General features: G+C 69.8%; 25 protein-coding genes. 6 read left to right on the top strand and 19 right to left on the bottom strand.

Annotation, left to right across the window (positions count from 1 at the left end):
• Window positions 1-96 precede the first annotated feature (96 nt).
• From QF032_RS25185 to QF032_RS25155, 7 genes are all read right to left on the bottom strand, one after another.
• Window positions 97-1,455 (bottom strand): AI-2E family transporter, encoded by a 1,359-nt coding sequence (locus tag QF032_RS25185; RefSeq protein ID WP_307045585.1) that lies wholly within the window; start codon window positions 1,453-1,455, stop codon window positions 97-99.
• A gap of 200 nt (window positions 1,456-1,655) precedes the next feature.
• On the bottom strand, window positions 1,656-2,384 hold the full coding sequence (locus QF032_RS25180) for a transglycosylase SLT domain-containing protein (RefSeq protein WP_306949526.1): 729 nt from the start codon (window positions 2,382-2,384) through the stop codon (window positions 1,656-1,658).
• A 139-nt stretch (window positions 2,385-2,523) separates the two neighbouring features.
• Entirely contained in the window at window positions 2,524-3,198 is a 675-nt protein-coding gene (locus QF032_RS25175) for a transglycosylase SLT domain-containing protein (protein WP_307045583.1), read from the bottom strand.
• Window positions 3,199-3,627: 429 nt separating this feature from the next.
• The gene (locus QF032_RS25170) at window positions 3,628-4,953 is read right to left on the bottom strand and encodes a PhoH family protein (RefSeq protein ID WP_107442162.1); all 1,326 of its coding nucleotides are present in this window, start codon (window positions 4,951-4,953) and stop codon (window positions 3,628-3,630) included.
• A gap of 363 nt (window positions 4,954-5,316) precedes the next feature.
• Window positions 5,317-6,090, bottom strand: coding sequence for an isoprenyl transferase (locus QF032_RS25165; RefSeq protein WP_306949529.1), 774 nt, complete (start codon window positions 6,088-6,090; stop codon window positions 5,317-5,319).
• Between the two features lie 598 nt (window positions 6,091-6,688).
• Entirely contained in the window at window positions 6,689-7,486 is a 798-nt protein-coding gene (locus tag QF032_RS25160) for a class I SAM-dependent methyltransferase (RefSeq protein ID WP_307045581.1), read from the bottom strand.
• A gap of 105 nt (window positions 7,487-7,591) precedes the next feature.
• Window positions 7,592-7,987, bottom strand: a complete 396-nt coding sequence (locus QF032_RS25155) for a DUF192 domain-containing protein (RefSeq protein ID WP_307045580.1) — start codon at window positions 7,985-7,987, stop codon at window positions 7,592-7,594.
• Window positions 7,988-8,064: 77 nt separating this feature from the next.
• Between QF032_RS25155 and QF032_RS25150 the strand changes: the two genes are divergently transcribed.
• From QF032_RS25150 to QF032_RS25135, 4 genes are all read left to right on the top strand, one after another.
• The gene (locus QF032_RS25150) at window positions 8,065-8,673 is read left to right on the top strand and encodes a dihydrofolate reductase family protein (protein ID WP_307057578.1); all 609 of its coding nucleotides are present in this window, start codon (window positions 8,065-8,067) and stop codon (window positions 8,671-8,673) included.
• Window positions 8,674-8,756: 83 nt separating this feature from the next.
• On the top strand, window positions 8,757-9,230 hold the full coding sequence (locus QF032_RS25145) for a hypothetical protein (RefSeq protein ID WP_307057576.1): 474 nt from the start codon (window positions 8,757-8,759) through the stop codon (window positions 9,228-9,230).
• Between the two features lie 94 nt (window positions 9,231-9,324).
• Window positions 9,325-11,535: a hypothetical protein gene (locus QF032_RS25140; protein WP_307057574.1), complete on the top strand. Its 2,211-nt coding sequence runs from the start codon at window positions 9,325-9,327 to the stop codon at window positions 11,533-11,535.
• Between the two features lie 156 nt (window positions 11,536-11,691).
• Window positions 11,692-12,192 (top strand): hypothetical protein, encoded by a 501-nt coding sequence (locus QF032_RS25135; protein ID WP_306949535.1) that lies wholly within the window; start codon window positions 11,692-11,694, stop codon window positions 12,190-12,192.
• 128 nt (window positions 12,193-12,320) lie between these two features.
• Here QF032_RS25135 and QF032_RS25130 read toward each other — a convergent pair whose 3' ends face one another.
• Window positions 12,321-12,479 (bottom strand): hypothetical protein, encoded by a 159-nt coding sequence (locus QF032_RS25130; RefSeq protein ID WP_307057573.1) that lies wholly within the window; start codon window positions 12,477-12,479, stop codon window positions 12,321-12,323.
• A gap of 56 nt (window positions 12,480-12,535) precedes the next feature.
• Complete coding sequence (locus tag QF032_RS25125) at window positions 12,536-12,904, bottom strand: hypothetical protein (RefSeq protein ID WP_307057571.1); 369 nt, start codon at window positions 12,902-12,904, stop codon at window positions 12,536-12,538.
• A gap of 145 nt (window positions 12,905-13,049) precedes the next feature.
• Here QF032_RS25125 and QF032_RS25120 point away from each other — a divergent pair, with 145 nt between their 5' ends.
• Both QF032_RS25120 and QF032_RS25115 read left to right on the top strand, forming a co-directional pair.
• Window positions 13,050-13,340, top strand: coding sequence for a winged helix-turn-helix domain-containing protein (locus QF032_RS25120; protein WP_307045571.1), 291 nt, complete (start codon window positions 13,050-13,052; stop codon window positions 13,338-13,340).
• 102 nt (window positions 13,341-13,442) lie between these two features.
• Window positions 13,443-13,622 (top strand): hypothetical protein, encoded by a 180-nt coding sequence (locus tag QF032_RS25115; protein WP_307057568.1) that lies wholly within the window; start codon window positions 13,443-13,445, stop codon window positions 13,620-13,622.
• Here the strand turns inward: QF032_RS25115 and QF032_RS25110 are convergent.
• From QF032_RS25110 to QF032_RS25065, 10 genes are all read right to left on the bottom strand, one after another.
• A complete protein-coding gene (locus QF032_RS25110; RefSeq protein ID WP_307050290.1) occupies window positions 13,597-14,223 on the bottom strand; it encodes an OmpA family protein in 627 nt (208 codons plus the stop codon). The genes QF032_RS25115 and QF032_RS25110 overlap by 26 nt on opposite strands.
• Window positions 14,224-14,231: 8 nt before the next feature.
• Window positions 14,232-14,813, bottom strand: coding sequence for a hypothetical protein (locus tag QF032_RS25105; RefSeq protein WP_306949540.1), 582 nt, complete (start codon window positions 14,811-14,813; stop codon window positions 14,232-14,234).
• A gap of 34 nt (window positions 14,814-14,847) precedes the next feature.
• Window positions 14,848-15,444: a pilus assembly protein TadG-related protein gene (locus tag QF032_RS25100; protein ID WP_306949541.1), complete on the bottom strand. Its 597-nt coding sequence runs from the start codon at window positions 15,442-15,444 to the stop codon at window positions 14,848-14,850.
• Window positions 15,445-15,802: 358 nt separating this feature from the next.
• Window positions 15,803-16,645 (bottom strand): response regulator, encoded by an 843-nt coding sequence (locus QF032_RS25095; RefSeq protein WP_307045569.1) that lies wholly within the window; start codon window positions 16,643-16,645, stop codon window positions 15,803-15,805.
• A gap of 32 nt (window positions 16,646-16,677) precedes the next feature.
• Window positions 16,678-17,961 carry a sensor histidine kinase gene (locus tag QF032_RS25090; RefSeq protein WP_373430492.1) on the bottom strand — a complete coding sequence of 428 codons (1,284 nt, stop codon included), beginning with the start codon at window positions 17,959-17,961 and terminating at the stop codon, window positions 16,678-16,680.
• Between the two features lie 187 nt (window positions 17,962-18,148).
• The gene (locus QF032_RS25085; RefSeq protein ID WP_307057566.1) at window positions 18,149-19,036 is read right to left on the bottom strand and encodes a DUF5936 domain-containing protein; all 888 of its coding nucleotides are present in this window, start codon (window positions 19,034-19,036) and stop codon (window positions 18,149-18,151) included.
• Window positions 19,037-19,063: 27 nt separating this feature from the next.
• A complete protein-coding gene (locus tag QF032_RS25080; RefSeq protein WP_307045565.1) occupies window positions 19,064-20,008 on the bottom strand; it encodes a type II secretion system F family protein in 945 nt (314 codons plus the stop codon).
• A gap of 5 nt (window positions 20,009-20,013) precedes the next feature.
• Window positions 20,014-21,351: a CpaF family protein gene (locus QF032_RS25075; RefSeq protein WP_107442176.1), complete on the bottom strand. Its 1,338-nt coding sequence runs from the start codon at window positions 21,349-21,351 to the stop codon at window positions 20,014-20,016.
• A gap of 85 nt (window positions 21,352-21,436) precedes the next feature.
• Window positions 21,437-21,748 carry a TadE/TadG family type IV pilus assembly protein gene (locus QF032_RS25070; protein ID WP_307060362.1) on the bottom strand — a complete coding sequence of 104 codons (312 nt, stop codon included), beginning with the start codon at window positions 21,746-21,748 and terminating at the stop codon, window positions 21,437-21,439.
• A 172-nt stretch (window positions 21,749-21,920) separates the two neighbouring features.
• Window positions 21,921-22,319 carry a TadE/TadG family type IV pilus assembly protein gene (locus QF032_RS25065; protein ID WP_307045561.1) on the bottom strand — a complete coding sequence of 133 codons (399 nt, stop codon included), beginning with the start codon at window positions 22,317-22,319 and terminating at the stop codon, window positions 21,921-21,923.
• Window position 22,320 lies beyond the last annotated feature (1 nt).

The raw sequence follows: 22,320 nt of genomic DNA, 5'->3' as shown, positions 1-22,320 counted from the left end.
GCCCGGCCTCGACCCCGCCGCGGCGCAACGCGCAGGGCCCGTCGGTCACTTGCCGACGGGCCCTGCCGCGTCCACCGGCCCACCCTCGTGCAACGACTACGCGGGCGGCGTGACCTGACCCTCGTCGGCCGGGGGTTCCGGTTCCCGGCTCGGCCGCGCGGCCGTCACGGGCGCCACGCCGGAGGCCGTCGCCCCTCTGGGCCGGGGAGCGTGCCGCAGGGCCTGTTCCCTGGAGTAGGCGTGCAGATAGCCCACCACCGTGTTGGTGACGGCCACCAGGGGCACGGCCACGATCGCGCCGCCGATGCCCGCGACCATGCCGCCCGCCGCGACCGACAGGACCACCGCCAGCGGGTGGACGCGCACCGCGCGGCCGAGGATGAACGGCTGGAGGATGTGTCCCTCGATCTGCTGGACCGCCAGCACGACGGCCAGCGTCATCACCGCCGTGAACACGCCCTGGGTGACCAGCGCGACCACGACCGCCAGCGCGCCGGACGCGACAGCGCCGACGAGCGGGATGAACGAGAACAGGAAGATGAAGACGGCGAGCGGGACGGCCATCGGCACATCGAGGAAGTAGATGCCCAGGCCGATGAAGATGGCGTCGATCAACGCGACGATCACCGTGCCGCGCACATACGCCGTGAGCGTCGCCCAGGCCCGCGGACCGGCGCCCGCCACGCCCGGCCGGGCCGCCGCCGGGACCAGCTTGAGGGTCCACTCCCAGATGCGCTTGCCGTCGTAGAGCAGGAAGAGCGTCGAGAAGAACGCCAGCAGGATGCCGGTCAGCGCCTCGACCACGACGGTGACGCCCTCCAGGCCCGCCGAGGTGATCGAGTCCGTGTTGTCGCCGATCGCGTCCCGCAGGTTCTTCGCGATGCCGTTGATCTGCTTGTCGGTGACGTGGAAGGGGCTGTTGAGCAGCCAGCGCCGCAGATCGTCGATGCCGTCCTGGACCTGGTCGGAGAGGTTGTCGATGTTCGCCATGACCTGCCAGGTCACGAACCAGCCCATCAGCCCGATGACGACGAACCCGAGGATCGCCGTCAGCGCGGTGGCCGCGCCCCCGGGCACTCCTGCCCGCTTCAACCGGGCCACGGTGGGCTGCAGCAGCGCCGTGAGGAGCAGCGAGACCACGAAGGCCATCACGACCAGCTGGATCGCGGTGATGACCTTCATCAGCACCCAGACGGTCCCGGCGAGCACCAGCAGCCGCCAGCCGGCCTCGGCGGCGACCCGGACCCCCCACGGCACGGCCTGTGCGGGATCGGGGCGCGGGGCGGGCTCGAGGGGCTCCGGGTACTCCTCGGAGGACGGCGCCGCGTCGGGCGTCGTCGCCTCCCGCTCGGCCGCGGCCTCCCGTTCGACCTCGGCGCGCCGTTCGTCGAGCCGCTCGCTCATCTCGCTGAGGCCGGCGCCGAGCCGGCCGAGCCACCGTGGCACTCTCGACATGATCCGTCCTCTTCCCCCGTCTCTCCCCACCACTCCCCCTGGAGTCGTCGGTCCCGGTCGTACGACCGTACAGGGCGACAGCCCCTCCCCCGGTGCACGGGGAGGGGCTGTGCGCAGAGGAGAGCTGTCGGAGCGTCACGCCGGACCGGGCGGGCCGTCAGGACGGGGGGACAGGCCGTCGGCGCGGGCGGAACGGTCCGTCAGTACGAGCCGTTGGCCTGCCAGAAGGCCCAGGCGTCGCAGGGGCTGCCGTAGCGCTCGTTCATGTAGTTCAGGCCCCACTTGATCTGGGTGGCCGGGTTGGTCCGCCAGTCGGCGCCCGCGGACGACATCTTCGACCCGGGATAGGCCTGGACGAGGCCGTACGCGCCCGAAGAGGGGTTGACCGCCCGGTAGTTCCACGTGGACTCGTGGTTCACGATGTTGCTGAAGCACTGGAACTGTCCGCCGGGCACCATCTGCTGGGCGATGGCCTTGACCTCGCCGACGGTGTACGACGCCTGCTGCGGGAAGTCGCCGGCGTCACCGGTGGGGCCGGCCGACGCGCTCTGGGTCCGCGCGGCCGCGCGGTCCTTGGCCTCCTGCGCGGCCTTCGCCCGGTCCGCGGCCTTGTCGGCGGCTTCCTCGGCGGCCTTCTGCTTGGCCACCGCGTCCTTGGCGGCCTGCTTGCGGGCGGTCTCTTCCGCCGCCTTGCGCGCGGTGGTGTCCGCCGCGATGGCCTGGACGGTCGCCTGGTGCGTCATCGAGTCGGTCTGCACCTGGGCGAGCTGTCCGGCCGGTAAATCGGCGAGCAGCGTGGAGTCGCCCACCGCCTGGGCGTCGTCGGCGGACTGCGCGACGCTGCCCTGGGCGACTCCCACGACGGCTCCGACGGTGGTGACGGCGGTCGCCGATGCCACGGCGAAGCCCCTGACCGATATCCGGCTCACACGAATTCCTTCTGCAGTGTCATCGGGTGAAGGGACGACGAACAGCCGAGGGCCGCGCGGGCCCTCGGCTCAGTCGTTCGGTACCGGTCGCCGGCCCAGATGGTGTCCGCGAAGCGGTGTCGGCTGCCCACAGGGCTGCCTAGTACCAGTGGTTGGCCTGCCAGAACGACCACGCCTCGCAGGGACTGCCGTACCGGCTGTCCATGTAGTTCAGGCCCCACTTGATCTGGGTGGCCGGGTTGGTCCGCCAGTCGGAGCCGGCGGACGCGTACTTGCCGGCGGGCAGCGCCTGGAAGAGACCGTAGGCGCCGGAGGAGGCGTTGACCGCGTGGTAGTTCCAGCTGGACTCGTGGTCCACGATGTTGCTGAAGCACTGGAACTGGCCGCTCGGCACCATCTGCGCCGCCATGTCCTGGATCTGCCCGATGCTGTAAGAACCCAGGATCGGGAAGTCTCCCGCGCTGCGGCTGGCCTTGGCCTTGGCCTCCGCGCGGTCCTTGGCGGCCTTCTCGGCGGCCTTCTTCTTCGCGATCGCCGTCTCGGCGGCGGCCCTGCGGGCCGCTTCCTCGGCGTCCTTCTTCGCGCCCTCGTCAGCGGCGATGGCCTGGTAACTGGCCTGCTGCGTGAGGGACGCCGTCTGCACCTGGGCCTGCTGGCCTACAGGGATGTCGGCGAGGAGCGTCGCGTCGCTTGCCGTCGCATCTGCGTCGTTGGCCTGCGCGACGCTGCCCGAGGCAACGCCGACGACGCTTCCGACAGCGGTGACCGCCGTGGCCGAGGCCACTGCGAGTCCCCGGACCGAGATCCGGCTCACACGGTTTTCCTTCCAGCATCGCCCGCTTCGGTGACCCTGGCGGACGCAATCGTGCCCCTTGTCGCTGGTCTCCGAACTGCGGGGTCACGGGAGACGCGGGCCCGGTGGGCAACTCCCGGTGCGGGAGCGCCTCGTGGTGCACGGGCGGCATACGACGGTCGGTATGGAGTTGACGGTGATACTCGAGCGGTGCCGTAGTGCTGGGGGCACAGGTGTGTCGTATGCGGGGCCTGACAGGACTGAGACTTTGCCGTAACCAGAGCGCGTGAGGCAATTCCGGGTTACGTGTGAAAGCTCACACCCTTCGGGGTCCAGGGGATTTCTCGAAACCCCCACATACGCCGGCGCCGCCCGGCTAGGCTCACTGCCTTTGCCGGACGGCGCCGACTACCACCTCACCCCGATATCGCGCATCTCGGGGCAGCTCCTTCAGATCTGCCCATCCTCCAGCATTTCGGTCACCAGCGCCGCGATCTGGGACCTCTCGGACCGGTTCAGCGTGACGTGGGCGAAAAGCGGATGCCCCTTCAGTTTCTCGACGACGGCCACCACACCGTCGTAACGGCCGACTCGCAGATTGTCCCTTTGCGCCACATCGTGGGTCAGAACGACCCGGGAATTCGCGCCGATCCGGGAGAGAACGGTGAGCAGCACATTCCGTTCGAGCGACTGCGCCTCGTCGACGATCACGAAGGCGTCGTGGAGGGAGCGTCCCCGGATGTGGGTCAGGGGCAGGACCTCCAGCATCCCGCGTGCGGTGACCTCCTCGATGACATCGCGGCTGGTGACCGCGGACAGCGTGTCGAAGACCGCCTGCGCCCACGGGCCCATCTTGTCGGCCTCGGACCCGGGCAGATAACCCAGCTCCTGTCCGCCCACCGCGTACAGCGGCCGGAAGACCATCACCTTCTGGTGCTGACGGCGCTCCAGGACCGCCTCGAGGCCCGCGCAGAGCGCGAGCGCGGACTTGCCGGTGCCGGCCCGGCCGCCCATGGAGAGGATCCCGACGTCGGGGTCGAGCAGCAGATCGAGCGCGATGCGCTGCTCGGCGCTGCGGCCCTTGATGCCGAACGCCTCGCGGTCGCCGCGCACGAGGCGGACGTCTCCGTCGGCGGTGACCCTGCCCAGGGCCTTGCCCCGCTCCGACTGGATGGTCAGGCCGGTGTGCACGGGCAGGCCCGCGACCTCGGGCACGTGGATGTGCCCCACCTCGAAGAGGATGTCCACCTGCTCACCGGACAGGGTCAGTTCGGACATTCCGGTCCAGCCGGAGGAGCCCGTGATGGCGAGTTCGGCGCGGTACTCCTCGGCGAGGAGACCGACCGAGGACGCCTTGATCCTGAGCGGCAGGTCCTTCGACACGACGGTGACGTCGAATCCCTCGGCCTGCAGATTGCGGGCGACCGCGAGGATGCGGGAGTCGTTGTCCCCCAGGCGGTAGCCCGTCGGCAGCACACTGGGGTCCGAGTGGTTGAGCTCGACACGGACGGTGCCGCCGAGTTCCCCGATCGGGATGGGGGCGTCGAGGCGACCGAACTTCACCCGGTAGTCGTCCAGCAGGCGCAGCGCCTGCCGGGCGAAGTAGCCGAGTTCCGGATGGTGCCGCTTGGCCTCCAGCTCCGTGACCACGACGATGGGGAGCACGACTTCGTGCTCGTCGAAACGGGTCAGGGCGTTCGGGTCGGCCAGCAGGACGCTGGTGTCGAGAACATAGGTGCGCCGGTCTGGCATACGGCGCTTTGTGCTGGTCACCACGGAAGGACGTACCCCCTCGGATGAGGTCGGGGAGCGACGGAGTGGAAGCAGGGCCGGGAGGGCGGGAAGAACCAGGCCGGTCGTCGGCCGCCGCTGTGCACGGGCCGAGAACCGGCCCCCCGCTGCTTCTTCCGTGCCGTGACCGCACGGTCGGGCTGGTGCAAAGGGCCTCCCGGGCGGACGGCCCCGTGCCGTCCGCTGAGATCCGACACCCGTGATTCGGGTGTCGACCTGCTTGGCTTATGCCCTCGAAAACGCGCCGTCATGCCACGGCATATGACGGCGTGCCGGTGAACTCCTCGTTACTTCCGCCCCGGAAAGGGGTATACGGGCCGCCCCTCAGGGGCGCACGTGTCCTGCGGTTCAGCCGCCGTAGCGGCGGTGACGGGCCGCGTAGTCGCGCAGGGCGCGCAGGAAGTCCACCTTGCGGAAGGCCGGCCAGAAGACCTCGCAGAAGTAGTACTCCGCATGGGCCGTCTGCCACAGCATGAATCCGGACAGCCGCTGTTCGCCGCTGGTGCGGATCACGAGGTCGGGGTCGGGCTGGGCGCCGGTGTACAGGTGGCGGCCGATCAGGTCGACGCTGACGGAGTCGGCGAGGTCCTCCATCGAGGTGCCCCGGTCCGCCGCGTCCACGATCATCGAGCGCACGGCGTCGGCGATCTCCTGGCGGCCGCCGTAGCCGATGGCGACGTTGACCAGTATCCCGTCGACGTGGGCGGTGGACTCCTCGGCCTCCTTCAGCGCGGTCTGCACGTGGGAGGGGAGGATGTCGGGCGTGCCGACGTGGTGGACACGCCAGCGGCCGTCGGCGGCGAGGGTGCGCACGACGTCCTCGATGATGCCGAGGAGCGGGACGAGTTCTTCCTGGGGGCGGTCGAGGTTGTCCGTCGACAGCAGCCAGAGGGTGACGACTTCGACGTCCGTCTCGGTGCACCAGCCGAGGAACTCCTCGATCTTGTCCGCACCGGCCCGGTGGCCGTGCTCGGTCGTGGAACCCGAGGCCTTCGCCCAGCGTCGGTTGCCGTCCATGATGACGCCGATGTGCTTGGGCACCTGAGCGTGGTCCAGGTGGCCTTCCACCCGGCGTGCGTACAGCCTGACCAGAAGGCCGCGCAGCTTGTCGCGCAGGTTCACGTGATTGTCAGCCCCTCCGAACGGTGCGGTCCCCGCGGGGCGCAGCCTACCCCTGTGCGGACTTGGGCAAAAAAACGGGCCGGTCCGTGGGGGGGAGACGGACCGGCCCGAGGGGGGGTTTCCACCATAACCCTTCGTGAGTGCTGCTGCGCGCATCGGCGCGCCACAACTACTCTCCGCAGCCGGACGGCGACACCCCGCTGACCGTTTCGACCGTCGATCACGGGTGGCTCATGGCCGGAACACATCGGATTCCCAGGGAAAGTCAGCCGTTCGCCGACGGAAGTCGGGGTTCCGGGGCGCATTCAGCACGTCCGGACATCTGCCTACACATCCCCCCGACGGGCTAACCCCGAGGCGAGCCCCACCTTGACGCGGGCGTCACCGCGCAGCCCCCTCCGCTGCGCGGTGACGTCCACGCAGCTTTGCTCACGCGAATTGCCTCCGCTAGAACTTACGTGAAGGTGAGGGCGGACAGGAACCGATCGCGATAACGATGTGGAAACTCCGTGAAGGTCATGGCCGGGCCGAACACCCCGCAACGACGATTCTCGGCCGGTACGACCCCGCGCGGCGCCGCCCGCCCTCGTCGGCGGGCCTACGGCCGGCGGGCCTCCACGAGGTGGCGGGTGCTGTGCGCCACGAAGGGGCCGTCGGCCAGGATCTGCTCGTGCAGGTCCCGCAGCCGCGGCCGGTAGGCCGCCACCGTGAACCCGGGGACCATCCACACCACCTTGCGCAGGAAGTGCACGACGGCGGCGATGTCGTGGAACTCGACGCGCAGCCGTTCCGCCCGCAGGTCGACGATCTCCAGGCCCGCCGCCTCCGCGTCGGCGCGCTCACGGTCGGGGTGGCGGTTGCTGCTCACGGCCTCCGGCTGCGGCCCGAGGAAGTACTCGACGAGCTCGAAGACACTGCGGGGGCCCACGTGTTGGGCGAAGTAGGTCCCGCCGGGCCGCAGCACACGGGCGATCTCGTGCCAGGAGGGCCGCACCGGATGCCTGCTGCTGACGAGGTCGAAGGCGGCGTCCGCGAAGGGCAGCGGGGCGTCCTCCGGGGACGCGACGACCGCGATGCCGCGCGCCCGCAGCAGCGCGGTGGCCTTGGCGGCGTTCGCCGGCCACCCCTCCGTCGCGACGGTGAGGACGGGGGCCTTGGGCGCTGCCCGCTCGAGAGCGAAGTCCAGCACCTCGCCTCCCCCGGTCTGCACGTCGAGCGCGGCGTGCGCGCCCGCCAACCGCCCGGCCAGCGACATCGCGTACCCCCAGGAGGGCCGCGCCTCGGTCGCCCGCCCCTCGAACCAGGAGAAGTCCCACCCCTCGGTGGGCACTGCGGCCCCTTCGGCCACCAGGTCCTCGAAGAGAGCAGACTCGTCGCACCCGTCGTCCTTCTTCATAGGGGGATCGTCGCAGAGGGCCGGGACCGCGCGCGTGCGAATTTTCCCCACGGACCGGGTCCTCGGATGCCGAACCAGGGGAAGCCCGCCCCTCTCCCATCCCTCTCATCCCTCAGCGGCCTGCTCCGGCCCGGTTTCGTCCACCTCGACCGTGACCCGCGCGCCCGCCTCGACCCCCCACCCCGCCATAACCCCCGCCTCCGCCTCCAGCACGTGCCGGGCGCGCGGTCGCGGCAGGCCCAGGCGGCCGGTACGCATGGTGCGTACGGCGAGGACGGTGAGGTCTGCGGTCAGGTAGGCCACGTCGATGGGGATGCGCATACGGAACGTGTGGATGCCGGAGGCCGGGGTGAGCAGCAGCGCGCCGTCGACGGCGTCCCGCCCCAGCAGGCCCCGGGTGCGCGCCCGGTAGGAGGCGGCGACCTCCAGCGGGACGACCGTGACGGCCCCGCCGTCCCCGTGCACCGTCAACCGGCCCCGCCCGTCACGCCAGCGCCTCATGTCCCACCTTTCGCGTCCTCCAGGGCCTACCCTTCCGACCGTCCGCCGAGTCCGTCCGTGGTCCAGCGAGGTGCGTGATGCGCAAGATCGTCCTGATGATGTCGGTGTCCCTCGACGGGTACATCGAAGGCCCTGGCCACGACATCTCCTGGCACCGCGTCGACGAGGAACTGCACCGGCACATGAACGACGTCGTCCGCGGACTGGGCGGCCTGCTTTCCGGACGGGTCACCCACGAGCTCATGGCCGGCTTCTGGCCCACGTTCGACTCCGGCCCCGACGTCGATCCGGACGGGGCCATGGCCGAGTTCGCCGGCATCTGGCGGGAGATCCCGAAGTACGTGTACTCCCGGACCCTGCGGAACGCCGACCGGAACACGGTGATCGTCCGGGAGGTCGTGCCCGACGAGGTCCGCGCCCTCACCCGGCAGCCGGGCGGGGACCTGGGGCTCGGCGGGGCCGGCCTCGCCGCGTCCTTCCTGGAGCACGGCCTCGTCGACGAGATCCGCCTGTACGTCCACCCCGTCCTCATCGGCCGCGGCAAACCCCTGTTCCCCCACGCCGACGCCCTGACGCCCCTCACCCTGCTCGAGTCCCACACCTTCGGCAACGGAGTCGTCCTGCTGCACTACCAGCGGGCGGGTGAAGAGGGTGTTCAGGCCGTCGGGGAAACGCCGGTCGCATAGCCGAACGCTGCTTTACACTCCCTTGGTTCGGGCAAAGCCCCGGCCAAGTCCGCGGCCGGGCAACGGGAGGGGGACGGCGAAACATGGCGTGGGACGAGTGGGAGCAGTTAAAGACCGCCGCAGCCGAACGGTCCGCGACAGGTATGCAGTTGAACCACATCCCGCCGGACCCGGGCAGCGGCGGCACCGGGGAACTGGTGGTCAACCAGGACGATCTCGGTGCCGTCGGTCATGACGCGCACACGCTGTTCGAGGATCTGCGGGTCGGGGCCGACATCGCCGGCGCCGGCGCCGACAAGGAGGGCGCGGGGACCACTCAGCAGGCCGCCGCGTCGTTGCAGTCCCACGGCTTCACATCGGGCGGAGCGCTGAAGACGACCGTGGACGTCTGGACGTCGCAGCTCAAGACGGTGCTCCAGGCCTGCGCACACATATCCGACCACCTCGACTTCAGCAAGAAGCTGCACGCCGAGGACGACGCCAAGATCGGGGCCGTGCTGCTCGCCGACAATGGCTCCGCGCTGCCCGTGTCCGAGATCAGCAAGTACTTCCGGTAGGGGGAGCGCAGTGGCCCTTACCTACACGGATCTCGTCGAGGTCGACCTCGGCAAGCTCGGTTCCGCGGTCTCCGACTGGAAAAAGAGCGTGGACATGCTCAAGACGGCGGCGGAGAACGCCCGCACGGGCATGCAGGCCAAGTCGGACAAGGCCCGGTGGGCCGGTGTCAACGCCACGGTGACCCGGGAGTTCGTCACCAAGACGGCCAAGGAGATCTCCGACCTGCACGTCGAGGCCGACAGCATTCACACGGTGCTCGTGGACGGCCACACGGAACTGGTCGCGCTGCAGAAGAAGATCAGGACCGCGGTCCAGCAGGACGCACCGAACCTCGGAGTCCGTGTCGAGGACATCGGCGAGGGCAAGGTCCGCTGCTTCTTCCCGCACGTCCGGGGTGACACCGACGAACGCACGCAGGAACAGCTCGACGCCAAGCAGGAGTTGGAGGACCGGGTCAACCGGTTGGTCGCGCACGCCTCCGAGATCGACGCCTCCTTGGCCCGCGCGCTGGCCAAGAGCCACGGCGGCGACAAGCACAACGCCGGTCACGCGTCGTACGGGTCCCTGGACGACGCCCAGGCCGAGCGCGCGGTCGAACTGGCCAAGCTCGGACCGAAAATGACCGACAAGCAGTACATGGAACTGAACTCCATCATGCGGTTCAACGCCAAGGACGCCGATTTCTCCACGGACTTCTACACCTCGCTCGGCGGCCCGAAGGAGACGCTGGAGTTCTACGGACGCATGTCGCTGGACGGCACCATGGGAGACGACAAGGAGCGGCTCGCCCTCACCCGGCAGCTCCAGCGGAACATGGGGCTGGCCCTGGCCTCGGCGACCGATCCCGACAACAGGTCGCACCTGCCGGCGAGCTGGTCCTCGGAATTCCGCAAGCTGGGCACTCAGCGGGTCGAGCTGTACCCAGGCGCGGGCAGCGCGCCATACGGCTACCAGCTCCTCGGCGGCATTCTGCGCTACGGCAATTACGACGCGAGGTTCATCAACCCCATCGCCGAGCACGTGGTGCAACTGCACAAGAAGGATCCCTACCGGTTCGTGGAGAACAAACCCACGGTCGGCGGATCCGACCTCGACTGGGGCTTCAACCCGTCCGGCAAGAACGGCAACGGCTACGACCCGCTGACGAGCGTCCTGGAGGGCCTGGGACACAGCCCGGAGGCGGCGAAGAAGTTCTTCACCGACCCGCCGACCGTCTACCGGGAGGACGGCACGGTCGACACGAACGGCACCGTCACCTACAAGGACTACTTCGAGGCTCTGAACGACAAGGACTTCACGTGGGCCCCGGACAGCCTCGCCCACCCCTCCAGCGACGAGGCGGCACACGCCCGCGAAATGGGCCCGGACGCCCTCGGCCACGCCCTGGAAGCAGCGACCACGGGGTCCGCGTGGGACGCGGACCCGCCGGTGCTGCACCGGGACGAGCAGACGGCCGACATCATGGAGAAGGTCATCAACCGCTACAACGTCGCCTCCACGGACGGGCCGCCGCACGAGGTCATGACAGACAGCCTGGCCCGCATGGGCGCGGCGTACATCGACGACCTCAATTACTCGACATACAACTTCGGCAGCTCCGGCGACTCCCTGGGACGCGACGAGATCTTTGGAAACAGCAGCGACGGAAGTAAACGCGAGGATTTCGGCGAAGTAGATAGTAGAAATTTCATGATGCTTGTCGCACGCGACGAGGACGGCTACCAATCGCTGTCCGCCGCTCAGCAGGTGTACGAAGCCAGCGGTCTCGCTGTTCACGAAGACGACAAGAGCTCCGGCCTTGCTTTTGCGCACAACGCCTCAAAAATCCACGGAATCCTCGACGCTTCGCGAGAGCTCGAGATCAGGTCGGGCTTCAAAGATATCGAGGATCAACACAATCTGGATCTCGAAAAGCAGGGTGAATGGCGCAAGACGGCCGTCAGCGGTTCAGTGGCCGCAGTGGTGGGCGTGGGATCGGCCGTTGTCCTCGGTCCAGCTGCTGGCTTGGTGGCAGCCACTGCGGTCCCCTTGGTCATGGAGACCGTCGGCGAAACGGCCAACACGGCATACGGGACTCACACCCTGCAGTACTTGAAGGACAACGAGTGGAACAACGACCCTGAGGCCCTGCAAGGGACGCAGACCGTACGAGAAATCGGCGAGCGGGGTGCGTGGGTACCCGTGCAAAACTACGGGCACGCCACCAATATGACCCAGGATGAAATGCGGGAGCTTCAACCATCGATTGCGGGTTCCTACTCCGACGGGAGAGCGCTCGTGGGAGATCTGGAGAAGGTCGGCTGAGGAATGCATATGAGATCCGGTTGGACCATCCGGTGCGGAGCGCTGACAACGCTGGCCCTTCTGACGGGATGCTCTGACAAACCTTCCCTCCGAGAAAGCTACCCTGTTCAGTGGCAGGCTTGCGACACGTTGTACGGGTCAAAGAACATGAAATTGGTGCGCGACGGGGACGGCTCGGACGGGCTTCGTTTCACGAATGAACCCCTGTCCGTCGATGGCCTGCGGAACGAGCTGGTCGAGGAAGTCGTGAATTGGAGCCCGAACCGAAAGTACTACTCACTCAAGGAGTACCAGCCGTGCGCCCTTTCAGGCGACAGCGGCCTCTCCTCGACCGTGGAATGGGCCAAAGACAACCTCAAGGCCGTCCGATCGGCCTCATCACCTTGGCGTCCCGCTGGCGGAGACGTCTACGCCGACCATCATCATTCGGCGAGCGGCCGGGACACCGACGCTATATTCCCTTGCAAGATCAGCGGTACTGATGGCGCGCAAGAGGCACGGATACCTCTCGAGGTGAGAGTCCGAACGAGAGCGCTCAAGGTGTCGGCCGACCTTCACGAGCGATTGGTGGTCACCCTCGCCCGCTCGCTGCGCAACGAATTGAAGTGCACCAATGCCCCGCAGATTCCCGACGACCTGGCGCTCAGCGAGGAGTGACAGTGCTTCGCCGAGCGGGTGCCTACCCGAGATCTCGGCAGGCAGCGCACGTCCGTCGGGCGGCGGCACCTGCCTGCACGTCCTCGTTGGCGGGGCGGCCCGCCGACTCGCTCGGGCGGGCCACCCTGCTACTCCGGCGTTCCCGCTCGGCGGGTGGGCGAGGGGACGGAGAGGACGTCCGGCTCCGGCGGGTAGTGCGCGGCGCACGTCCGGCAGGCGTACACCACGAAACCGGGCCCCGAGTTCTGGTGGACGACTCCCACCACGACCGGCGTCTCAGTAGTCACCTCGCAGCGCACGCACATCCGTACCGGCGGGCGGGGCTCCCTGGCCCCCGCGCCCATCACGCCGCCCTCTCCGCGCCCACGACATGCCGGTCCAGGTCGATGCCGAAGTCCGCCGCCATGACCAGGGCCACACGTCGCCGCGACTGACGCGCCCGCTCACGCTCCCGGTCCGCATGAGCCCCCTCCGCCGCGAGCAGGTACGGGCGGACGGGGACCGTGGCAGCGCCGTCGAGGGGTTCGGCCAGCCCGTACGGGGACCTGGGTGCGGGGAGCCGAGCGGCTCCCGGGCAGCAGGGATTCGCCGGGATGCGGGCAGAAGCGGCTGCGGTAGCGGTCGGGCGCGCGCCTGCTCGACGCCGGCCGGTACCGGGCGCGCACACGCCCAGGATCCAGCGCAACAGCGCGTGGATAATGCTCACTGTCATCAGCTCCTTTGAGGCTGGTGGCCAGCCCCGGGACCGTTCGCGCGGTCGCCGGGGTCTCTACTGCACCTGACCTTACTAAGCCATGTAGAGCTATGTATAGCTCTCTAAAGATTCGCGTAGCTCGGCCCCGGCTTACGTTGCCGTTGTGAGTGACCGCAGTGAGGTGCCCGAGTTCAACCCGCAGGGGTCCCAGCTCATCTATGTCGCCGTGGCCAACCATGTCGAGGCGAGGATCCGCAGCGGAGAGCTCCGGCCCGGCGTCCGGCTGTCAGCCGAACGCGACCTCGCACAGGAATACGGCGTCGCCTACCTCACCGTCCGGCGGGCAGCTCAGGTTCTGCGCGACCGGGGACTCATCGAGACGGTTCACGGCCGCGGCACGTTCGTCGCCGACCCACTGCCCGAGTCCGGGAACAGCGAGCCGCCGCAAGAGTGAGGAAGGCCGGCCTGACGGCTGGCACTGAGATCACGCCCTGGCAATTGCTGCCCCCTTCGCTACCCTCGCCGCACGGGTGATGCCGAGCAGCAGCACGGCTATGTGAGCGCCGCCGTCGAGCGGCAGATCCAGCGTGACCTGCTGGAGGAACGGCTCCGGGCGAAGGAGAAGGAGATCGGTCCGCCCTCGCCCGAGGGCGAGGAGTGGGCAACGGAAGCCTTCCGAGAGGCCGAGGCCATGGCGGCCGGGCTGCCGCTCAGCTCGTCGTGCGGGGGAACGTGACCTCCACGCGGCGGTTCTTCTTGCGGCCGGCCTCGGTCGAGTTGTCGGAGATCGGGTACTGCTCGCCGTAGCCGCGCACCTCGAAAGTGATCTTCGGGTCGTTCAACTCGCCCGCGAGTTCCGCCTGGACGGCGTCCGCCCGCTGCTTGGACAGGACGTCGCCGTGCGCGGAGGAGCCCAGGTTGTCGGTGAACCCGAAGACCCGGACCAGGGTGGTGTTCTGCTTCTTGATCTCGGCGGCGATCGTGGTGATGCGTGCCTTCGCCTCCGTGCCGAGCTTCGCGCTGTCCTTGCCGAAGAGGACTTCCGCCTGGAGCGCGAACGTCACGTCGGCGTTGGTGTCCTCCCGGCGTTCGTCGCCCGTCTCGTCCTCGACGACCTGCTTGATGTCGAGCACCTTGGGCTCGGCGAGCGTGCCGCCCTCGGGGAGCTTGAGATCGGGGTCGTTGGCATCGACGTCCACCGGGGCGGACGCGGTGGGTTCGGTGCCCGGCGGGACGCTCGGGGTGTCGGCCCGGGCCGGGGCGGGGGCGACGAGCACAGCGGCCACCGCGAGGACGGCGAGGGTGAGACGGGACGGGAGGGGGCGGGTGCGGGGCATGGGGGGCCTCACCCGGAGATGGTGATGGAGGCCGAGGCGAACGTCGGCAGCTGGAACATGACGTCGGCGGTTCCCGCAGGGGGCGCGGGGAACTGCATGAAGACGGAGATGCTGTCCCCGGCCCTGAGCGTCGAGAATCCGGAGGTCGTCAAGGGCCGCCCGTCCGTGTCCCGCAGGACGTAATACCGTTTCTTGCCCTTGGGATCGACGAGGGTGGCTCCGCCGAGCGACCGGCCGTTGCGAATGATCTCGGTCTCGTTGCCGCTCAGCGCGGACGGGACCACGACGCTCTTCGCGCCGTCGTTCTTCAACGAACCGTTCAGCGTGACGAACCCGCCGGAATCGCGCTCGGCGGAGGTGATGTCGAGGATCAGCCCGTTCGACCCCTTCACCTCGGCCAGCGGCGTCTCCGCCTGCCCTTCCTGGGCACTCGGTTTGGAGTCGCCGGCGCGGGAGGGCGACGAGGAACTCTCGGGCCGCTTGTCGTCGTCGCCACCGCCGCCGCAACCGGCTGCGGCGAGAGCGAGACCGGCCGCCACGGTCACCGCGACCATCCCCCTGCGGGCCTTCGTCGTGAACCGCATGCCCATGTCTGTGCTTCCTTCGTCGCTCGGCGTTCGCTTGTCAGTCGACCAGATGGACACGGAAGAGGTCCTGAGGCTTCGGCAGATCCGCGGGCTCATCCGGATCCGGCGTCCAGTTACCGGCGTCGCAGCTGAGTTGTGGCAGCACGTCGTCCTCCGCGTCCTCGCCGGGTTCTTCGAAGGTGCAGAGAGGGTCGATCTCGGCGGACGCGGTGGCCTTGGACCGCACGTTCTCCGTACCGGGCACAATGGAGTCCCCGACGGTCTTGTCGGTCCGCACGCCGACCGTGAACCTCAGTCCGTCCTGCTGACAGCTGTCCACGCCGGCGTCGTTCTGGGCCGCCAGGTCGTACGCCCTCCAGCACGAGGGGGTGAGCCCGGCGGCGATGCCGTGGAAGATGTCCGACCACTTCGTCGGATCCTTGACGTTCAGCACCCACAGTTCGGCGAGTTGGTCCCTGGTGTCCTGGGCCGCCGCGAGCGCCGCCGCGTCGGCCGCCGTCTGCGCACCGTTGCGGTTCGCCGCCGCCTGGCCGACCGCGAGGTAGGCGAACGCGAGAAAGAGCAGGCCCGCCACCACCGTGATGTAGATGGGGAAAGCCTGCCCTGCGTCACCGCGCCCGCGCGGCGGCCTCAACCGCCGGTGACCTCGGCGATCTCTCGCGGTGATCGCGTCGTAAATGGACTGGCCGATGTCCGTGCCCGTGATCGCCAGGACGATCGCCACGACCACGGCGATGATGCCCAGGTACTCCACCGCGGTCTGGCCGCTGTCGTTGCGGCGCGCTCGGGACTGGACACGGGCGACGACCGTGTTGATCCACTGGGTCATGCTGTTCCCCTCCGGGTGTCGCGTGACCGGCTCGCTGGGTGCCGGTGCCGCTGTCGGCACCCTGAGCGTAGGCCTCGACGCCGTTTCCGGTAGAGGGCCCGCAGGCCCAATCCCGGGCCCAATTCCGGACCGCCCGGCCGTTCCGTCGCCCCCTCGTCACCCGTCAGCCCACCCCTCGGTGTGCGGCGCCGGGGGCCGTGCCCAGCCATGTGGCGGTGGCTTCGGAACGGCTGGCGCTGTGGAGCTTCGCGAAGATGCGGTTGATGTGGTTCTTGACCGTCTTCTCGCTGATGAAACAAGTGGCGGCGATCTGCTGGTTGTTCATGCCCGATGCGATCAGGTCCATGATCTCCGCCTCCCTCGCGCTGAGTCGGCTTCTCGTGCCGGCTTCCCGTGCCCGTGCCCGTTCCGGTTCCCCGTCGTGTTCCCCTGCCGACTGTCCCATAAGAGGTTGCATCTGCGAAAGCCGGTTTGGTGAAGTCACTGGAAATAGGGGAAGTGGGTCCGTTTCTGCGTGTGCAGTCGCATCGGTGTAGAGGTGTGCCAGCACCGCTGTCGCCGCCGTCGGAGTGAGGTGGGCGCGACCCCGGGTGATGTCCCGTACCGCCGACGCCAGTTCCTCGGCGGTGAACTCCCCGTGGACCAGGTATCCGCCCGCCCCGCCCCGCAGGGAAGCCTGGACGATCTCGGCCTCGTGGCTGTACGTCAGCATCACGACCCGCGCGATCCGCGCCAGGTGCGGAAGGGCCGTGAGGCCGTCGACGCCGGGCATGCGGACGTCCAGGAGGACGACGTCGGGGCGGTGCCGTGCCGCGGCCTCGTAGGCCTCACGGCCGTCCGCCGCCTCCGCGACGACCGTGATGTCCTCCCGGCCGGAGAGCAGAGCGGTCAGGCCCGCGCGGACCACCGGGTTGTCGTCGGCCACGACGACGCGCACGGGGGCGGGACGGGGAGGAGGCGGGAAGAGCGGCTGTACCGCGGCGGGGGGTGCGGGTGGGTCCGGCATGACGTCACTTTCCTTCGGGTGCGGGAGGCCGTTCACGTGCGGGACGCCGTCAGGGGGAGTTCGAGGCGGACTTCGGTGCCCCCGGGGTGTGCGCCGCGGCCGATGTGGATGCGGGCGCCGATGGCGGCGGCCCGCTCCACCATGCCGACCAGGCCGAAGTGACCGGATCGGCGCAGTTCTTCGAGTGTGGTGCCGTCGGGCAGGCCGCGGCCGTCGTCGTAGACGCTGATGCACAGGCGGTCGCCGTGGACGCCCGCGTGCACGGCGACGCGGGTCGGGTCGGCGTGGCGCCGGACGTTGTCCATGGCTTCCGAGGTGATCGTGAGGAGATGGCGGGCCACGGCGGGCGGCACGGGAAGCGTCGCCCGGTCGCCGGTGGCGTGGTAGCTGGCCGGCAGGCCCGTGCGGAGGGCGAAGTCCCGTGTTCGGGCCGCCAGTTCGGGCAGCACATCGACACCCCGAGCGGAGTCTTCCGACTTCTCGCGGCGCAGGTCGGTGAGGAGTTCGCGGGACTCCGCGGCGGCCTGACGTGCGGCGCGCGCGATCAGCTCGGCGTGCCGGCGCACCCGGGCGGGGTCCGTGTCGGGCGAGCCCGCCGAGCGGGCCAGGGCGTCTGCGGCGAGCGCCACGCCGTGCAGCGTCTTGGCGACCGAGTCGTGCATCTCCCGGGCCAGTCGGGCACGTTCCGCGGCGACCGCCTCGGTGACGGCGAGGCGCGCCTTGACCTCGGTCAGGGCGTGCGTCGCCGCGCCGAAGCGGAGCATCAGCCCGCGCAGGGTGGAGCCCATCGCCCCCGTGATGACGCAGAGGCCGGGCAGCAGCAGCCGTTCCGCCACGCTCACATCCGGCCCGTGCCGCAGCGCCGCGTGGACGAGCAGCAGGATCAGCGACTGGAGGGAGGCGAAGCAGGCGGCGCCCCGCCAGCCGTAGACGATGCCGGCCAGCAGCGGCGTGCAGACGCTGACGTAGGCGAGTGTCGTGCCCGGGCCCGCGGAGACCAGCAGCAGGGCGCCGAGGAGGGTGTCCGCGACGAGCAGCGAGGGGTGTCTCAGCAGGAGGGGGCCGAAGCGTTCCCAGTCGCGGAAGAGGACGTACGAGCCCATGAAGGTGACGACGACCGCCGCACCCACCAGTCGGACGCCCATTCCCGGGGCCGCGTTGAGGAGGGCGGCCGGGGCCGCGACGGCGATCATGGCCAGCCGGAAGCCGAAGACCTGCCGGGACATCGCCTGCAGCGCGTTGACCTGGATCGGGATGGGCGGATTGAGCGGGCTGGGCCGATGGGGCGTGGGCGGATCCGTCGGCGGAGGCTTCATCCACCTCCCCGGCAGCCTGCCGCGTGCCTTCGAGAGCAGCGCCGTCGCCTTGCCCGCCGTCGCCTTGTTCGACGGGCTCGACGTTCTCGACGTGGTCGACGTTCTCGACGTGGTCGACGTGGTCGACGTTCTCGACGTGGTCGTCGTGGTCGTGGTCGTGGTCGCCGTCATCGCCCTCACCCGCCCGCTAGTCGCCCGTGAGCGGGCTGAAGTCCGTGCCGGAGCCGAGGAGGAGGCCTGCGCCGAGCAGGAGCATCGTCGCCGGGACCATGAACGTGGTGATCATCAGCGTGGCCCTCGGGACCGCCCGGGCGGCCTTGCGGCGGGCGTTCTGGGCGTCGGTGCGGCGCATGTCCTTGGCGATCGACACGAGCGTGTCCACGATCGGCGCGCCCAGTTCCTCGCCCTGCTGGAGCGCGGTGACGAACATGGCCACCTGCTCGGAGTCGTTGCGGCGGCGCAGTTCGGCGAAGGCCTGCCGGCGGCTCACCCCGAGGTCCATCTGCCGCAGGGTGATGCGGATCTCGTCCGCCCAGGGTCCCTCGTACTTGGACGCGACCCGGTCGAGGGCCTGCCGGAAGCCCAGCCCGGCGCTCACCACGACGGCGAGGACGTCCAGGAAGTCGGGCAGCGTCCGCTCGATCACGTCCTTGCGGATCCGGATGGCCGCCCAGATGCCGACCTCGGTCCAGAACACGGCGAACGCGAAGAGCAGCAGGGCCACGACGATCCTGCCCTGCAGCAGGAACACGAGTCCGCCGAAGCCGCCGAGAGCGCCGTACACCGCGCGGCGCGCCGCATAGCGGTCGATGGTCAGCCCGCCCGGGTTGCCCGCCAGGTCGATCTTGCGGCGGTACCTGGCGACCTGCTTGGGGCCCATCAGACGCAGTACGGCCGGGGCGTACCGCATGCCGAGCCGGTCCACGAGGGAGTCGACCGCGCCGGTGCGGGTCGCGCCGACCTCCAGGGCCAGGGCCAGGTCCGGCGGAAGCTTGGCGTCCGCCCGGTACATGCGGATGCCGGCGAAGGCGCCCCAGACGGCGAGGCCCATGACGAGTGCGAGCAGTAGTTCCATGACGCGCGGTCCTTCCTTCCCGGCCGCTCAGACGTCGATACGGGACATGCGGCGGATGAGGACGAAGCCGACCGCGTACAGGGCGAAGGCGATGACCACGGCGCCCTGGCCGACCGGGGAGCCGGTCATGCGCTCCAGGGCGCCGTCCTTGACGCCGTTCATGAGGAAGAGGGAGCCCACCCCCAGCACCGGCACCGCGTACGCCGTCATGTTCACCTGGGACAGTTGGGTGCGCACCTCGCGTCGGGTCTCCTTGCGTTCCTCCAGCGTCTCCGTCAGGTTGCGCAGCGCCCCGACGACCTGGCCGCCGGCCCGGTTGGAGAGGACCAGGGTGGTGACGAGGACGACCAGTTCGCGGGAGGGCAGACGCTCGGCGAGTTCACCCAGGGCGTCGTCCATGGAGTGGCCCACGGCCAACTGGTTGGCGACCTTGGCCAGTTCCTCACCGGCCGGCGCTTCCAGCTCCTCCGCCGCCATGCCGATCGCCGTGCGCAGCGCCAGCCCGGCGTGGGTCGCGTTGGCCAGGATGCGGGCCAGCTCGGGGAGTTGGTTGATGAACTTCTCGATGCGTTTCTGACGCTGCCAGGTCAGGAACTGCCAGGCCGCCCAGACGCCGAGCAGGCCGGCGATCGGCCCGAAGAAGGGGGCGAGGGTGGCCTGGCCGACGAGCCACAGGCCGGCCACCGCGGCCAGCAGGTAGACGGAGAACTCACCCGGCGTCACGTCCAGCCCCGTCGCCGCGAGCTTCAGTTCCAGCCTGCGCCCGGTGCCGGTGCGGCGCAGCCGCCGGTCCAGGGTGTGGAAGCGCCGTCGGCGGCCACCGCCGTGCACCTGCCCGGCGGAGGTCAGGCGTTCCACCAGTTCGGCGCGCTGGGCCCGGCCCCGGGCGTAGGCGTGCACGCCGGCGACGGCCAGGGCGCAGGTCAGCAGGGCCACACCGGTGGTGAGGGTGATGAGGGTGTCGAGGTCCATCAGCGTTACCGGGCTTCCCTTGTGGTCAGTTCGAGTGCGTCACGCGCGACCCCGAACGCCTGCGGGATCGGCTGGCTCGCCATGTAGAGCCGGTCCGCGGTGCGGCGTGGGAGGGGGAAGTACTCGAAGGCGCCGTCGATACGGCCGTCGGCGCTCATCGGCCGGGCGTTGAAACGGGCGATCGTCGCCAGCCGGTACGGCTCTCCGCCATGACTGTCCAGCAGGGCGATCTCGGTGACGCGGCGGGCGCCGTCGGCGAAGCGGGTGAGCTGGACGACGACGTCCACCGCGCTGTTGATCTGGTCGTGCAGCGCGACGAAGGGGATCTCGACGTCCGACATCGAGGCGAGGGTCTGCAGCCGCATCAGCGCGTCCTCGGCGCTGTTGGCGTGGACGGTGGCGAGGGAGCCGTCGTGGCCCGTCGACATCGCCTGGAGCATGTCGAGGGACTCGCCGCCGCGGACCTCGCCGACGACGATCCGGTCGGGGCGCATCCGCAGGGAGTTGCGGACCAGGTCGCGGATGGTGATGCGGCCGTTGCCCTCCACGTTCGGCGGGCGGGACTCCAGGCGGATCACATGGGACTGCTGGAGCTGCAGTTCCGCCGAGTCCTCGATGGTGATGATGCGTTCGCCGTCCGGGATCAGGCCGGAGAGCGCGTTCAGCAGCGTCGTCTTGCCGGTGCCGGTCGCGCCCGAGACGATCACGTTGAACTTCGCCTGCACCAGTCCGGCGAGCAGGTACAGCATCTGCTCGTCCAGCGAGCCGAAGCCGACCAGCTCGTGCAGGGTGAAGGAGCGGGGGAAGCGGCGGATCGTGAGGATGGGGCCGGTGAGCGACAGCGGGGGGATGATCACGTTGACGCGCTCGCCGGACGGGAGGCGGGCGTCGACCATCGGGTTCGTCTCGTCCACCCGCCGGTTGACCGTCGAGACGATGCGTTCGATCGTCTGCATCAGCTGGTCGTTCGACGCGAAGCGGAGGGGAAGCTGCTCCACCCGGCCGCCGCGTTCGACGAAGATCGCGTCCGGTCCGTTGACCATGATCTCGGTGATCGACGCGTCCTCGAGCAGTGGCTCCAGGATGCCGAGGCCGAGCGCCTCGTCGACGACCCGGCGGATCAGCTGCGCGCGTTCCCCGGTGGACAGCACCGGGCCCTCACGGCTGATGATGTGTCCCAGCACCCGCTCCAGCCGCGCCCGGCGTTCGGCCGCCGCCAGCGCGCTCATCTCGGCGAGGTCGATCTCCTCGAGGAGTTTGGCCCGGTAGGACGTGACCAGGTGGCCGTCCTCGCCGCGCCCGCCGTGCTCGTCGGGGGAGGTGATGCGCGCCCGCAGGCTCATCTCCGGGTCCTCCTCGTGGACTTCGTCGATCTCGTGGACTGCCTGAGTGGCGGGGACTGTGTGGGTGGCGGGGTCTGCGTGGGCGTCAGTGGTCGAGTGGCATGGTGGCCGTCCTGTGAGCCTCTCCGAATCCGATGCCGGGGATGACGGACGGGATGACGACGGTGGAGGTGACCTGGACCTCCTTGTCGGAGTACGAGGGGGGCGCGCAACTGGCGTCCAGCCAGCTGCTGACCGCCCGTGCGCAGTCCCCGGCGTAGTCCTCGCGCAGGGACGCGCTGCGCGCCCCGGTGCGCGCCGCGGTCCCGGCCTGCTGCGCCGCGTACGCGATCAGCCCGAGCTGGACGGCGGCCAGGGCGACGGCGAGGAGGACGGGCAGGAAGCCTAGGTACTCGATGGCCGCCTGACCCCGGTCCCGCCCGCTTCCGCACGCGCGCCCGCGCCACCGGTCCCGGCCCCGCTCCCCCGCTCTCCCCCGGTCCCGCCCGCGGCGTCGGTCCCGCGAGGGGTCCCGCTCACGGCGTCGGTCCCGCTCCCGTCCGCGCCCTCGGTACGCCAGGTACGCCATCTCAGTCGCCGTCCTCTTCCTCGACCGCGCCCGCGTGGGCGCGCACCGGGAACGGGAAGTCGATCAGGCCCGGGACCAGGACGGGGACGTGCAGCGTGACCTCGGCCGTCACGAAGCCGCTGCCGCCGCAGCTCACCTCGGCGCCGCCCTCCCACGCGTCCCCCAGCTTGTCCCTGCCCGCCTGTGCGCAGGCCGCCGACCGCGCCCCCGGATACGCGGCCGTGCCCGCCCGCACCGCCTCGTCGGCAGCATTCCCCGCGAGCGTGTACGTGTATCCCAGGAGGACGAACTGCCACACCACCACCAGGGTCACGATGATCGTCGGGAGCATGCCGAGGAACTCGACGGTGACCTGGCCCCGGTCTCCCGCGAGGAACGCCCTCGTCCGCCGTGCGGTCATC

It is taken from the genome of Streptomyces achromogenes (assembly GCF_030816715.1).
Taxonomy (GTDB): Bacteria; Actinomycetota; Actinomycetes; order Streptomycetales; family Streptomycetaceae; genus Streptomyces; species Streptomyces achromogenes_A.
Note: the sequence above shows the minus strand (reverse complement) of the source record. Positions and strands in the feature narration are given on the sequence as shown.